This is a genomic window from Mycolicibacterium psychrotolerans, assembly GCF_010729305.1.
Lineage (GTDB): Bacteria > Actinomycetota > Actinomycetes > Mycobacteriales > Mycobacteriaceae > Mycobacterium > Mycobacterium psychrotolerans.
The window spans coordinates 1,146,201-1,159,921 of sequence record NZ_AP022574.1 but is presented as its reverse complement, the minus strand read 5'-3'; the positions used below and the strand labels follow the sequence as shown (position 1 = coordinate 1,159,921).

Below are 13,721 nucleotides of genomic sequence, written 5' to 3'. Positions count from 1 at the left end.
TCAGATAGAGAGTTCGGCACGGGGTGGAGGAATGACGATGACGCATTCTCGACAGGACGTTGCGGTGCTCGCTCAGGGCAGCGAAGGCGGTGGCGCGGAGATCAGCCAGGTGCTCGGGCTGTCCGCGGTGGCGATGGCGGTGACGGCCGTACTGCTGTGGATCGGTTACCTGCACCGCCAGCGCAAGATCTCGTGGCTGGAGAACCTGGCCGAATGGATGGGCCGCCGGTTCAAGCGGCCACCGTGGGTGGCGCTGCCGATCGCGATCTTCGTCAGCGCGATCATCTGCGCGCTCTTCGGATTCATCTGGGACGTCAGCCTGCACATCGGCAAGGGGCGGGACCCGGGGCCGCTGGCCAATCCGGCGCACTACTTCATCATCGTGGGCCTGTTCTTCGTCTTCATCGCCGGCTGCACCGCGATCGTGCTGCCGTTCAACAAGCCAGGACCGGCGGCCGTGCGCATCACCGACCACTGGTACGCCCCGGTCGGCGGCATCGTGATGGCGGGCTGCGGCATGTACGCGCTGATCGGCTTCCCGCTCGACGACGTCTGGCACCGCATCTTCGGCCAGGACGTCACGCTGTGGGGCCCGACGCACCTGATGATGATCGGCGGCGCCGGGTTCTCCACGATCGCCGCGGCGTATCTGGAATTCGAGGGCAAACGCGCCGTCGGACCCGACGCGCCCAGGGACGGCATCGGCCTGAAGTTCATCCAGTACCTCGCGTTCGCCGGGGTCCTGATCGGGCTGTCGGTCTATCAGATCGAGTTCGACTTCGGCGTCCCGCAGTTCCGGCAGGTGTTCCAGCCGATGCTGATCGCCGCCGCGGCCTCGGTGGCGCTGGTCGCGGCGCGGATCTACCTGGGCCGCGGCGCCGCGATCATCTCCGCGATCGTGGCCATCGGCCTGCGCGGCATCATCGCGTTCCTGGTGGCTCCGCTGCTCGACGCGCCGGTGAACTGGTTCGCGCTCTACCTCGGCCCGGCGCTGGTGGTCGAACTCGTCGCGCTGACACCGCTGTTCAAGCGGCCGGTGCTGTTCGGAATGGTCAGCGGGCTGGGCATCGCAACCGTCGGCCTGTGGCTCGAGTCGCTCTGGATCGACGCCGTGTATTTCTACCCATGGCCGACCAGCATCTGGCCGGAGGCGCTGTCGATGGCCGTGCCCGTCGCCATCCTCGCCGGCGGCTGCGGCGCGATGATCGGCATGGTGCTGACCGGCCGACGGCTGCCGCGCCGTGCGATCTCCGTCGGGCTCGTGGTCCTGACCGTGCTCGCGGTCGGCGGGGCGACCGCCAACGGGCTGCGCTACTCGGTGCCGACGGACGAGACCGCGACGTTCGCGCTGACCGACGTGCCGGGCCCCGGCCCGGGCCGCTTCGTCACCGCCGACGTGCGGTTCACCCCGCCGAACGCCATCAGCGACGACCCCAATTGGGTGTCGGTGCTGGCGTGGCAGGGCGGTCTGGCCAACGAGCGAGGCCAGTTCATCGACCACCTCGACAGGGTCGGCCCGGGACACTACGTCTCGACGAAGCCGATGCCGGTGTCCGGCCAGTGGAAGACGCTGCTGCGCGTGCACGACGGCACCACGCTGACCGCGGTGCCGATATACCTGGCCGGCGACCCGGGCATCGGTGCGAAGGAAGTGCCGGCCGAGGCCCAGTTCACCCGCCCGTTCGTCTCCGAGATCACGATCCTGCAGCGCGAGCGCAGCCCCGACATCCCCGCCTCGCTGTGGCTCATCGGCTGCCTGATCGTGCTGGTCTGCACGCTCGCGATGATCGCCGGGATCAGCTGGGGCGGCGGTCGCATCAACCAGAGCGAGTCCAGCGGCAGCGAAGCGGAATTCGAGCCCTCGGGGCAGTCATGACCCCGTCCCCCGACGTGGTGATCCTCGCCGATCACTCGATCTGGCTGGCGCTGCCCGCCTTCGCCCCCGCCTTCGTGGTGGCCGGCGTCGTGTTCTACATCGCCAGGAAGAACCGGCAGAAGTCCGACGAGACAGGAGAACAGTGAGCAGAGTCCTCGCCCTGGCCGCCGCGATCGCGCTCCTGCTCGCCGGCTGCGGCGGCGACAAGAGCGCCGAGGAGAAGAGCTCCGGCGCCGCCCCGCCTCCGATGACCGACGCCCAGGCTGCGCCTCAGCGCCTCGTGGTCGACGTGACGATCAAAGGCGGCACCGTCACCCCCACCAACGAACAGCTGACGGCGTCCCTCGAGCAGCCGATCGTGATCCGCGTCGACAGCGACGCCGCCGACGAGTTGCACGTGCACTCGACACCCGAGCACTCGTTCCCGATCGCCGCCGGCCAGGGACAGTCCTTCCAGTTCGCGGTGGACACCCCGGGGCGCGTCGATGTCGAGCTGCACGCGCTGAACAAGACCGTCGCGACCATCGCCGTTCAGTGACGGGCCGGTGACCTCGCAGCTCCTCGCGCACGGTCTGGGCGGCTCGACGGATCTGCCGATCCCGGTGACCTACGCACTGATCGGTGCGGCATGGGCGTTGACGTTCACCTTCGCCGTCGTCGCGCTGGCCTGGCGCACTCCGCGGTTCGACCAGGACCGGCCGGGCCGGGCCCTGCCGGGCTGGGTGACCGCAGTGGTCGACGCGGCCTCGACGCGCTGGGTGCTGGCCGTCGTGTCGTTACTGCTGACGGGGTGGGTGGCGTTGGCGGCGTTCTTCGGGCCGCAGACCGCGGACAACCCCGTTCCCGGCGTGTTCTACGTGCTGCTGTGGGTCGGCCTCGTCGCGCTGTCGCTGCTGTTCGGGCCCGTCTGGCGGGCGCTCTCCCCGGTACGCGCACTGCACCGGGTCATCGGGCGGCCGTCATTGCGCGTTCCGTATCCCGAGGCGCTGGGTTACTGGCCGGCCGCCGCGGGTCTGTTCGCGTTCGTGTGGCTGGAGCTGGCCAGCCCCGATCCCGGCTCGGTGCCGGCGATCCGGATCTGGCTGCTCGGGTATCTCGCCGTCACGCTGGCCGGCGCGCTCTGCTGCGGCACCCGCTGGTGCGCACGGGCCGATCCGTTCGAGGTGTACAGCGTCGTCGCGTCTCGGCTGTCACCGATGCGCCGCAACGCCGACGGCCGCGTCGCCATCGGCAACCCGTTCGACCATCTCGTGTCGCTGCCGGTACGCCCGGGCATCGTGGCCGTGCTGTCGGTGCTGCTCGGCTCGACGGCGTTCGACAGCTTCTCGGCCACCCCGCAGTGGCGCTCGTTCTCCGACACGATCACCGATTCGGCGCTGACGGCGAGCCTGCTGCGCACCGCGGGGCTGCTGCTGTTCGCCGCCGTCGTCGGGGTGTCCTTCACCCTGGCCGCGCGCTGCACCGGCGGTGTCGACGCCCGGCGACGTCGGGAACTGCCCGGACTGCTGGCGCACTCGCTGATCCCGATCGTCATCGGATACGTGTTCGCGCACTACCTCACCTATCTGGTCGAGCGCGGACAGCAGACGATCGTCCGGCTGGCCGATCCGCTGGGCCGCGGGTGGAACGTGCTGGGCCTGGCCGACAACGACGTCAGCTATGTGCTGTCGATGCATCCGGCAGTGGTGGCTACGCTCAAGGTCGGCTTCGTCGTCGCCGGCCACATCGCCGGTGTGATCGCCGCGCACGACCGCGCGCTGGCCCTGCTGCCGCGGGCCGATCAGGTGACCGGGCAGCTGGCCATGATGCTGGTCATGGTCGGCTACACGTTCACCGGGCTGTATTTGCTGTTCGGTGGGTGAGCGTGGGGCGACTGACGATATCGTGCTCGATGTGCCGGACGAGGAGTCACTCGAGCAGGCGCTCGCAGGAGGCGCGCCGCAACGCGTCGGCTGGTTCAAGTTCTTCTTCGCCGACGAACGCTGGGAATGGTCCGAGCAGGTGCAGATCCTGCACGGCTACCAACCGGGCACGGTGACCCCGACCACCGAACTGGTGCTTTCCCACAAGCATCCGGACGATCGTCAGCAGGTCGCCGCCACGCTGGAGGAGATGCGGCGCACCCACCGCACCTTCTCCACCCGGCACCGCATCATCGACACCCGCGGCGAGGTCCACGAGGTCGTGGTGATCGGTGACCGCCTCACCGACGACGAGGGAAGGCTGATCGGCACCCACGGCTTCTACGTCGACGTCACCCCGACCCCGGCGATGACCAAGGCGATGGTCACCGCCGCGCTGACCGAGATCACCGAGAACCGGGCGGTCATCGAACAGGCCAAGGGCATGTTGATGCTCATCTACCGGCTAGACGCCGAGGCCGCGTTCGAGTTGCTGCGTTGGCGGTCCCAGGAGTCCAACGTCAAGCTGCGCATGCTGGCCGAGCGGGTGCTCGCCGACTATGCGGCGCTGGTCTACGAGGAGTCGCTGCCGTCACGGGAGACGTTCGACCACCTGCTTCTCACAGCTCACCAGCGTGTCGACCGCAGCGGCGATACCGTGACGGGATGAGAGCGCTCATCATCGTCGACGTGCAGAACGACTTCTGCGAGGGCGGCTCGCTGGCGGTCACCGGCGGCGGCGCCGTGGCCCGCGGTATCAACGACCTGCTCGCCGGCGCGCACGGATACGACCACGTGGTGGCCACCAAGGATTTCCACATCGATCCCGGCGACCATTTCTCCGACCGCCCCGACTACGTCGACTCCTGGCCACCGCACTGCGTGGTGGGAACCGACGGCGTGCAGTTCCACCCGCACCTCGACGTCACGCCGATCGAGGCCGTCTTCCGCAAGGGCCAGTACTCGGCGGCCTACAGCGGCTTCGAAGGCACCGACGACGACGGCACGACCCTCGGGGACTGGCTGGGTGAGCGGGGTGTGGACGCCGTCGACGTGGTGGGCATCGCCACCGACTACTGCGTCAAGGCGACGGCGGCCGATGCGGCGGCTGCCGGTCTGACGACGCGGGTCCTGGTCGGCCTCACCGCAGGCGTCGCGCCCGCGACCACCGACGAGGCGATCGATGAGCTGCGCGCCGCCGGCGTGACGGTCGGCTGACCCGGGATCGGCGTCATGTTCGAGCGGTACACCGAGGAGGCCAAGGAGCTGATCGGTTGCGCGCAGCTGGAGGCGCGTCATCTCGGACACAACATGCTCGGTCCGGAGCATCTGCTGCTCGGAGCACTGCGCACCGACGGCCCGGTGGCCGCGGTCCTCGCGCAGGCGGGTCTTTCCCACCCCCGCGCCATCGAGACACTGCGCCACTTCCGCGGCGCCGAGGTGCCACCGCCGGAAGGGCACGTCCCGTTCAGCGACGCCGGCCGGGCCGCGCTCGGCGATGCGATGACGATCGCCGACAAGCGGGGCGACCGGCACATCGGGGCCGAACACATCATGCTGGCCGTGACCTGCGCCGAGGTCGACCTGACCGCCAGGGTGCTGGCCGAGATGAGCGTCGACGTCGCCGCGCTGCGCGATCGGCTCGCTGCGGAAACGCTGTGATGGATCGAACGGTTGCACTGCCCGTCATCTGGGCATCCCCTATCGCCAGAGCCGATCGCTACGCCAGGAGAGTTACTTGAGTCAGATCGCCACCACACCCGACAGCTCCACGACTCTCGAGCTGTGGCCCGGCAAGGCCTACCCCCTCGGGGCCACCTACGACGGCTACGGCACGAACTTCACGCTGTTCAGCGAAGCGGCCGAGAAGGTCGAGCTGTGCCTCTTCGACGCCGACGGTGAGCAGACCGCCTGCATCACGCTGCCCGAGGTGGACGGCTTCGTCTGGCACGGATTCATCCCGAACATCGAGCCCGGCCAGCGCTACGGCTACCGCGTGCACGGGCCCTACGACCCGGCCAACGGGATGCGCTGCAACCCGAACAAGCTGCTGCTCGACCCGTACGCCAAGGCCATCGACGGCAGCTTCGAGTGGGATCAGTCGCTGTTCAGCTACAACTTCGGCGATCCGGACAGCCGCAACGACGACGACTCTGCGGCCAACATGCCCAAGTGCGTCGTGATCAACCCGTACTTCGACTGGGGCGTGGACCGCCCGCCCAACCACGAATACGCCGACTCGGTGATCTACGAGGCCCACGTCAAGGGACTCACCCAGACGCACCCCGACATCCCGGAGCAGATCCGCGGCACCTACGCCGCCGTCGCGCACCCGGCGATCATCGAGCACCTCAAGTCGCTCGGCATCACCGCGATCGAGCTGATGCCGGTGCACCACTTCGCCAACGACTCCACGCTGGTCGACAAGGGCCTGTCGAACTACTGGGGTTACAACACCATCGGGTTCTTCGCCCCCGACTTCAAGTACAGCTCGAACCCGAACGCGGGCGGGCAGGTGCAGGAGTTCAAGGCGATGGTGCGGGCGCTGCACGAGGCCAACATCGAGGTGATCCTCGACGTGGTCTACAACCACACCGCCGAGGGCAACCACATGGGGCCGACGCTGTCCATGCGCGGCATCGACAACGCCGCGTACTACCACCTCGTCGACGACGACAAGCGGTTCTACATGGACTACACCGGCACCGGGAACAGCCTCAACGTCAGCCATCCGCACACGCTCCAGCTGCTGATGGACTCGCTGCGGTACTGGGTCACCGAGATGCACGTCGACGGCTTCCGTTTCGACCTGGCCTCCACGCTGGCGCGCGAGTTCTACGAGGTGGACCGGCTGGCCACGTTCTTCGAACTCGTGCAGCAGGATCCGACCGTCAGCCAGGTCAAGCTGATCGCCGAACCGTGGGACGTCGGTCCCGGCGGCTACCAGGTCGGCAACTTTCCACCGCAGTGGACCGAGTGGAACGGCAAGTACCGCGACACGGTGCGCGACTTCTGGCGCGGCGAGGACGCCAGCCTCGACGAGTTCGCCTACCGGCTGACCGGTTCTTCGGACCTCTACGAACACACCGCCCGCCGGCCCGTCGCGTCCATCAACTTCGTCATCGCCCACGACGGGTTCACGCTGCGTGACCTTGTGTCCTACAACGAGAAGCACAACGAGGCCAACGGCGAGGACAACAACGACGGCGAGAGCCACAACAGGTCGTGGAACTGCGGCGTGGAGGGGCCGACCGACGATCCGGAGATCAACGCACTGCGCGCCCAGCAGGAGCGCAACTTCCTGACGACGCTGCTGTTGTCCCAGGGCGTGCCGATGATCTGTCACGGCGACGAGTTGGGCCGCACCCAGGGCGGCAACAACAACGGCTACTGCCAGGACAACGAGATCACGTGGATCGACTGGTCGAAGGTCGATCCCGGGCTACTGGAGTTCACCCGCACGGTGTCCGAGCTGCGGGCCAACCATCCGGTGTTCAGGCGGCGGCGGTTCTTCTCGGGCAAGCCGGTCGGCCGGCGCGGCGTGGCGGGCCTGCCCGACATCGCGTGGTTCGGGCCGGACGGCACCGAGATGACCGGCGAGGACTGGGGAGCGGGCTTCGCGAAGTCGCTGACCGTCTTCCTCAACGGCCACGGCATCCCCGACATGGACGCCCGCGGCCAGCGCGTGACCGATGACTCGTTCCTGCTGTGCTTCAACGCTCACTACGAGCCGATCGATTTCACGTTGCCGCCCCAGGAGTTCGCGGCGTCGTGGACCCCGGTGGTCAATACCGCCGAGCTCCTCCCCGACGGGCAGGAGGCCGACGTGCAGCCCGCCGGGGCCTCGCTGACGGTGCCGGCACGGGCCACGATCGTCCTGCGCGCGAACACCTGACGGGCAGCTCCTGAAAGGCGTTGCGCGCCACCACGCTTAGTGTCGCGGTTCAGCGCTTTTCACGGATCGTTGTGTTAGCTTGAAGAGGCTGTTGCAGCCGTGGCCGCCACGCTGGCACCGTCGTGACGAGGTGCCACCGGTCGGGCGGGCCGGAGTAGGAGCCGTAGAGCGGCGGTGACCTACCGGGTGGCCACGGTTGCCAGCCTTTGTGCCGTCTCTCGGCGCCCGTCAGGCGCTGAGGATGCGCTCGATCGAACGCATCGGGATGGGCAACCAGGACGGCCGGAAGCGTGCCTCGTAAGCCGCTTCGTACACCGCCTTGTCCAGTTCGTAGGCTGCGAGCACCTGGCTCGACGCCCGCGGATCCTCCCCGGCGACGGCGGCGTACCCGTCGCAGAACGCGGTGCTGTTGCGGTCCACCCACTGGCGAGCCCGTTCCGCGAGCTGCGTGTCGTCGCTGTGGTCGACCAGCCGCTGATAGGCGGCGTACTCGTACGAGCGCAGCACACCGGCGACGTCACGCCACGGCGAGTCGGGTCGGCGCCGTTCGTCGAGCGGCTGCCCGGGCTCGCCCTCGAAGTCGATGAGCACCCATCCCGCCGGGGTGCGCAGCACCTGGCCGAGGTGCAGGTCGCCGTGCACCCGCTGGACGGTCAGCGTCTCCTCGGACAGCTTGCGGTAGCGCTCCTCGATCAGCGGCGCGTGCGGTGCGAGGGCGGGCGCCGCGGCCACCGCGGTCTGCAGCCGCCCGACCGCGGTGTCGACCGGAAAGCTGACGGTCGACGTGCCGAGAGTCGCGGCCAGCGCCGCGTGCACGGAGGCGACCGCCTCCCCGAGCCGGCGCGACTCCTCGGTGAAGTCGGTGAAGTCGTCGCGGGCGCTGGCCGTGGCCATGTCCCAGCCCTCGGAGCTGTCGGCCGCGAACGCCGTCACCATCCCCAGCGCGCACGGCTCCGATCCGGCGCCGCCCCACTGTGTGTCGAAGGACCCGAACAGCGTGGCCACGTGTGGGTTCTGCGCGCGGGCCAGCTCCCGGTTGAGTTCGATGTCGGGATTGACACCGGGGGTGACGCGGCGGAACACCTTGAGGATGGCGTCCCGGCCGAAGATCACGCTGGTGTTGCTCTGCTCTGCGCCCGAGACGCGAGGCGCGGAGTCGAGCGGCAGATCGACGCCGGGCTCCTTGACGAACGTCAGCGGGCCGACGGTCGCGGACTGGTCGATCAGCGACAGCAGGTGGCGGACGGCCTGCGGGTCGTACATCGCGTCGTAGGCCACCCGATCCCCGTCGGCTCCGATCCGCGCGAGGTCGCCGAACTCGTCGATCGGGGCGTCGGCCCAGCGAACCAGCACCTGGTAGCGCTCAGCGGCGCCGTCGGTGTAGGAGACGTCGAGCAGCACGTGGTCGAGGTCGGGCCGCAGCGCCGTGACCACCGCCGGGGCGGCGTCGGCCAGTTCGCGGGTGCGGCCGGCATACCAGCGCTGGCGGACGATCCAGTCGCCGAAGGGCAGCGTCATGACAGTTCTCCTGCGTCGGGATGGGACACGTCCTCACCTACCCGGCAGGGAGGGAGACGAATCACGCGCCGTCAGGGCAGGAAACGCTCAGTGCCTGCCGTCCGCACGAATCGGACGCTGTTGGCCTGCCGGTATCCGATCACGCCGCCGCTGAAGGTCAGGAGGGCCAGGCCCGCCACTCCGGGCAGCGCCACGGCCGCGATCTGCGCCAGCGTGGGGTTCATCACCGCGCGCGGCATGCCCTCGACGCGCGGCACGCCTTCCCGGGCCATCGGCCTGGCGGTGGTGCCGGGTGTCGGTGCGACCGAGCCGCGGATCACCGGGGTGTTGGCCCCGGCGACGCCGGGCGCGGTGAACCCGGGCTCGGCCGGCACGCCGCCCGGTGCGCGCGCAGCCGGCTTGGGTCCGGCCCCGGCCACGGTGATCGCGCGCGGGACCGTGACGACCAGCGGGGCGCGGAACACGGTGGGGTCGGCTCCGGCGTATCCGCCGCCGCCCCCGCCCGCGGTGCCGGTGGTGGCGTCGACGACAGGTGCCTCTTCCTGTGTGCGGAACGACGGCCCCGGCGGTGGAGGAGGCGGCAGGATCTGCAGGGCGGAGAGGAACTCCGTGAGCGTCGGCACCGGGACCTCGACGGTGGTGTAGAACGTCGACGGCGACGGCAGCCTGCCGAACGGGATCTCGCCGGGGGCAGGCAACCGCAGCATCGGGATGGTGATGGAGTTGCTGTAGCCCGTCCTTCGCGGATCTTTCGTCGGCGGGGCGACGTCGGGCTCGGTGTAGCCGCCCGAACCGCCGCTGCGGATTTCCTGGTCGGTGCCCGTGTCGACGGACACCGACGGAGTCGCGTCGGGGGTGTCGGCACTCTGCGCGGAGGCGTCCGCATCACCGCTCTCGGCGGCGCCATCAGGTTTGCTGGAGGCTGTCGAATCCGCGCCGGAATCCGTGGTGCCGGACGACGTGCCGGTGTCCGTGGAACCGCTCTGCGTCGACCCGTCGGAGTCGGACGGCTGGGCGAACACGGGCGCCGCGGTGAACCCGCCGATCAGCAGGCCCAGCGAGACGACGCCGGCGGCCGCGAAGGCGCGCAGCGCGGGCTCCGCCATGATGCCCCCATCCAGACCGTGCCGACGAATTGACTACTGTCGCAATTCTCTCACATCGGCACAAGTGCCAGGCCGGATCGGCATTTGCTGCGGATCGCAACAAATCGACGCCCGCGTCAGTTGGGTTATCGTGCCGACGTGACGTCCGCAAGCCTGCCCCGTGATCACGGAGACCCCGGCGATGCGCCGACCGTCCCGCCGCCCTTGACGGCGCCCGCCAATCCCGCTCGGCCGTCGGCGGCGGAGGAGGCCCGCACCATCGCGGCGTCGACGAACTCCGCGACGCTGGCGAGCCTGACCGCCGACGGTGATCCGTGGGCGTCGTTCGTCACCTACGGCCTGCTCGACGGCGCGCCGGTGCTGTGCGTGTCGAATCTCGCCGAGCACGGCCGCAACCTCGCAAGCGATCCCCGGGCCAGCCTGGCGATCGTCGCGCCGGCCATCGAGTCCGATCCGCTGGCCAACGCCCGCGTGACGCTGGCGGGCCGGGTCGAGCGACCCCGCGGCGACGAGCACGTCGCCGCCCGTGAGGCCCACCTGTCGGCGGTGGCCGCCGCCAAGTACTACATCGACTACAGCGATTTCTCGCTGTGGGTGCTGCGGGTGCAACGGGTGCGCTGGGTGGGCGGCTACGGCCGGATGGAGTCCACCAGCGGCACCGACTACACCGCCGCGCAGCCCGACCCGGTCGGCCCGCACGCGGCCGGCGCCGTCGCGCATCTCAACGAAGACCACGCTGACGCGCTGGCGGCGATGGCGCGCGCACTGGGCGGCTACCCCGACACCACCGCGGCGTCGTGCACCGGCGCGGACCGCTACGGCCTGGATCTTCGGCTGGAGACGGAGCGCGGAATGGCTTACACCCGTGTCGGTTTCGCCGCTCCGATCGATTCGATCGATGAATTGCGTTCGGCTGCGGTCGAGTTGACGCGTCGCGCGCGCGGGCATTGAGTCACGGCGGGCATTACGATCTCGCTATGACCACCGCGCAGCGTCCCGAGACCTGGCAGGCCGCGTTCGACCTGATCCGCACTCGCGGCCACGAACGCCGCGAGGAGCCGTTCAAGCTCGCCAGCGGGCAGCTCAGCCACGATTACATCGACGGCAAGTACGCGATCGACACCGGGGAGCGCCTCGCCGTGGTCAGCCGGGCGGTCGCGGATCTGGCCGCCGCGCAGGGCATCGAGTTCGACGCCGTCGGCGGGCTGACGATGGGTGCCGACCCGTTGGCCCACGGCGTGGCGATGGTGACGGGCAAGGCGTGGTTCTCCGTGCGCAAGGAGCAGAAGCAGCGCGGCCGTGAGCAGTGGGTCGAGGGCACCCGGTTGCAGGCCGGCGACAGGGTGTTGCTGGTCGACGACGTGATCAGCACCGGCGGGTCGACCGAACTGGCGCTCGAGCGCATCCTGCCGCTCGGGGTGGTGGTGACCGGCGTGATCCCGATGGTCGACCGCGGCGATGTCGCCGCCGCACGATTCGCCAAGCGCGACATCCCGTTTCACGCGCTGGTGACCTACCGCGATCTGGGCATCGACCCCGTCAAAGACGTGTGACGACCCTTTCTCGCCCAAACCGACGTTTGGGCGGGAAAAGGCGAGAGAAGAGCACCATTTCGTCGGGTTCGGCGAGCTCAGGCCGGGGTGACGAGCACGCCGTCGCTGTCGACGCCGAGTCTGACCCGGTCGCCGGGCCGCAGCGCGCGCGCCGCCGAGCTCGCAATCTGAGCCATCACGACCCGACCGTCCGGCACCGCCACGCTGACCCGTGAGATCGCGCCCAGGAACGACACCGCGGAGACCGTGGCCGACCCGTCCGCATCGGCGGTGACGGTCACCGCCTCCGGGCGCACCATCGCCAGGCCGGGCCCGTCCACCGACCCCGGCGACGCGGGCACCGACACCCCCAGCAGCGTGGCCCGCCCGCCGGACACCTGCGCCGGCACCTTGTTGTTCAGCCCCACGAAGTCGGCGACGAACGGGGTGGCCGGGTTGGCGTACAGCTCGGCCGGGGCGGCCAGCTGCTCGAGGCGGCCCTGACTCATGACCCCGACCCGGTCGGCGACGGCCAGCGCCTCCTCCTGGTCGTGGGTGACGAACAACGTCGTCGTCCCCACGTCGAGTTGCACGCGCCGGATCTCGTCACGCAGCTGGGCGCGCACCTTGGCGTCGAGCGCCGAGAGCGGTTCGTCGAGCAGCAACACCCGCGGCTGGATCGCCAGCGCCCGGGCCAGCGCCACGCGCTGCTGCTGACCGCCGGACAGCTCCTTGGCGTACCGGCCGCCCAGCTCGCCCAGCCCGACCAGATCGAGCATGTCCGAAGCCCGAGAGAGTCTGTGCTGCTTAGCCTTTCCGCGCATCTTCAGGCCGAAGGCGACGTTGTCGAGCACGGTCAGGTGGGGGAAGAGGCTGTAGGCCTGGAACACCATGCCCATGTCGCGTTTGTTGGCAGGCACGCCGCTGACGTCGACGCCGCCCACCGACACCGTGCCCGACGTCGCCTCGTCGAGTCCGGCGAGGATGCGCAGCGCGGTCGTCTTGCCGCAGCCCGACGGGCCGAGCAGGGCCACCAGCTCCCCCGGTTCGATGTGCAGCGTGAGCCCGTCGAGCGCGCGGGTGGTCCCGTAGAGGCGGGTCAGCTCGGTCAGCTCGACGGCCACCCCGTCGTCCGATGTCACAGCGTCACTCCCGTCTGATGGCGGCGTCCCCGGGTGACCAGCGACAGGATCAGCAGCAGCGCGAACCCGAACAGCAGCGTGGCCAGCGACGCCGCCACCGAGGTCGGCCCGTCGCTCTTGCCGATCAGCACGATCTGCACCTGCAGCGTCTCGTAGCCCGACAACGATGCGATCGTGAACTCGCCGAGCACGACGGCGATCGAGATGAACGCCGCCGACAGGATGCCCGACCAGATGTTCGGCACCACCACGCGGGCGATCGTGGTCGCCCAGCCCGCACCCAGCGACCGCGCCGCCTCCGACAGCGTCTGCAGATCGATCGCCGAGAGCGCCGCGTCGATGGCGCGGTAGGAGAACGGCAACACCACCACGACGTAGACGAACGTCAGCGTCAGCGGCGACTCCCCCAGCAGGTAGGTCACCCACAGGTAGACGTTGCGCAACCCGACGACGATTACCAGCGCCGGGATGGTCAACGGCAGCAGGCACAGGAACTCCACCAGCCCCTTGGCCCACGGCGCCCGCAGCCGCACCCAGATCATGGTCGGCACCAACAGGATCAGCATCGCGGCCACGGTCAGCGCCGCCAGCGACAGCGACACGACGATCGCCCGGTACAGCGCCTCGTCGCTCACCAGGTTGGCCCACGCCTGCCACGTGCGCCCGCCGGAGAGCAGGTTGCGGGTCGAGAAGTCCGCCATCGCGTAGAGGGGGAAGCAGAAGAAGATGCCGAACAGCACCCACAGTGCCC

Annotated in this window: 14 protein-coding genes; 10 read left to right on the top strand and 4 right to left on the bottom strand. The window is 69.6% G+C overall.

The annotated features are described in order from the left end of the window. The first annotated feature begins 31 nt into the window (after window positions 1–31). The 8 genes from G6N45_RS05730 to glgX all read left to right on the top strand — a co-directional run bounded on the left by G6N45_RS05730 (window position 32) and on the right by glgX (window position 7,672). Window positions 32–1,876 (top strand): hypothetical protein, encoded by a 1,845-nt coding sequence (locus G6N45_RS05730; RefSeq protein WP_163720778.1) that lies wholly within the window; start codon window positions 32–34, stop codon window positions 1,874–1,876. Continuing rightward, window positions 1,873–2,022, top strand: a complete 150-nt coding sequence (locus tag G6N45_RS27645) for a hypothetical protein (protein ID WP_170312427.1) — start codon at window positions 1,873–1,875, stop codon at window positions 2,020–2,022. Before G6N45_RS05730 ends, G6N45_RS27645 begins: the two co-directional genes overlap by 4 nt. Then, window positions 2,019–2,414 (top strand): hypothetical protein, encoded by a 396-nt coding sequence (locus G6N45_RS05725; protein ID WP_163720777.1) that lies wholly within the window; start codon window positions 2,019–2,021, stop codon window positions 2,412–2,414. Before G6N45_RS27645 ends, G6N45_RS05725 begins: the two co-directional genes overlap by 4 nt. Before the next feature lie 7 nt (window positions 2,415–2,421). Next, on the top strand, window positions 2,422–3,738 hold the full coding sequence (locus G6N45_RS05720; protein WP_163720776.1) for a hypothetical protein: 1,317 nt from the start codon (window positions 2,422–2,424) through the stop codon (window positions 3,736–3,738). Between the two features lie 31 nt (window positions 3,739–3,769). Next, window positions 3,770–4,447, top strand: coding sequence for a PAS and ANTAR domain-containing protein (locus G6N45_RS05715; RefSeq protein ID WP_163720775.1), 678 nt, complete (start codon window positions 3,770–3,772; stop codon window positions 4,445–4,447). Next, window positions 4,444–4,995 (top strand): pyrazinamidase PncA, encoded by a 552-nt coding sequence (gene pncA / locus G6N45_RS05710; protein WP_163720774.1) that lies wholly within the window; start codon window positions 4,444–4,446, stop codon window positions 4,993–4,995. Before G6N45_RS05715 ends, pncA begins: the two co-directional genes overlap by 4 nt. 15 nt (window positions 4,996–5,010) lie before the next feature. Next, window positions 5,011–5,439 carry a Clp protease N-terminal domain-containing protein gene (locus tag G6N45_RS05705; protein WP_163720773.1) on the top strand — a complete coding sequence of 143 codons (429 nt, stop codon included), beginning with the start codon at window positions 5,011–5,013 and terminating at the stop codon, window positions 5,437–5,439. Window positions 5,440–5,515: 76 nt separating this feature from the next. After that, a complete protein-coding gene (gene glgX / locus G6N45_RS05700; RefSeq protein ID WP_179965276.1) occupies window positions 5,516–7,672 on the top strand; it encodes a glycogen debranching protein GlgX in 2,157 nt (718 codons plus the stop codon). A gap of 228 nt (window positions 7,673–7,900) precedes the next feature. Here the strand turns inward: glgX and G6N45_RS05695 are convergent, their stop codons facing one another. Both G6N45_RS05695 and G6N45_RS05690 read right to left on the bottom strand, forming a co-directional pair. Then, on the bottom strand, window positions 7,901–9,190 hold the full coding sequence (locus tag G6N45_RS05695) for a maltokinase N-terminal cap-like domain-containing protein (RefSeq protein WP_163720772.1): 1,290 nt from the start codon (window positions 9,188–9,190) through the stop codon (window positions 7,901–7,903). A gap of 71 nt (window positions 9,191–9,261) precedes the next feature. After that, window positions 9,262–10,296: a hypothetical protein gene (locus G6N45_RS05690; RefSeq protein WP_163720771.1), complete on the bottom strand. Its 1,035-nt coding sequence runs from the start codon at window positions 10,294–10,296 to the stop codon at window positions 9,262–9,264. Between the two features lie 138 nt (window positions 10,297–10,434). On the opposite strand from G6N45_RS05690, the gene G6N45_RS05685 reads away from it, so the two are divergent. Then, the gene (locus G6N45_RS05685; RefSeq protein ID WP_163720770.1) at window positions 10,435–11,247 is read left to right on the top strand and encodes a HugZ family pyridoxamine 5'-phosphate oxidase; all 813 of its coding nucleotides are present in this window, start codon (window positions 10,435–10,437) and stop codon (window positions 11,245–11,247) included. A 26-nt stretch (window positions 11,248–11,273) separates the two neighbouring features. Then, a complete protein-coding gene (locus G6N45_RS05680; protein WP_163720769.1) occupies window positions 11,274–11,849 on the top strand; it encodes an orotate phosphoribosyltransferase in 576 nt (191 codons plus the stop codon). 77 nt (window positions 11,850–11,926) lie between these two features. On the opposite strand, the gene G6N45_RS05675 is transcribed toward G6N45_RS05680, so the two are convergent. Next, window positions 11,927–12,970, bottom strand: a complete 1,044-nt coding sequence (locus G6N45_RS05675; protein ID WP_163720768.1) for an ABC transporter ATP-binding protein — start codon at window positions 12,968–12,970, stop codon at window positions 11,927–11,929. Further along, window positions 12,967–13,671 (bottom strand): ABC transporter permease, encoded by a 705-nt coding sequence (locus tag G6N45_RS05670; RefSeq protein ID WP_246229027.1) that lies wholly within the window; start codon window positions 13,669–13,671, stop codon window positions 12,967–12,969. Before G6N45_RS05670 ends, G6N45_RS05675 begins: the two co-directional genes overlap by 4 nt. Between the last annotated feature and the right edge of the window lie 50 nt (window positions 13,672–13,721).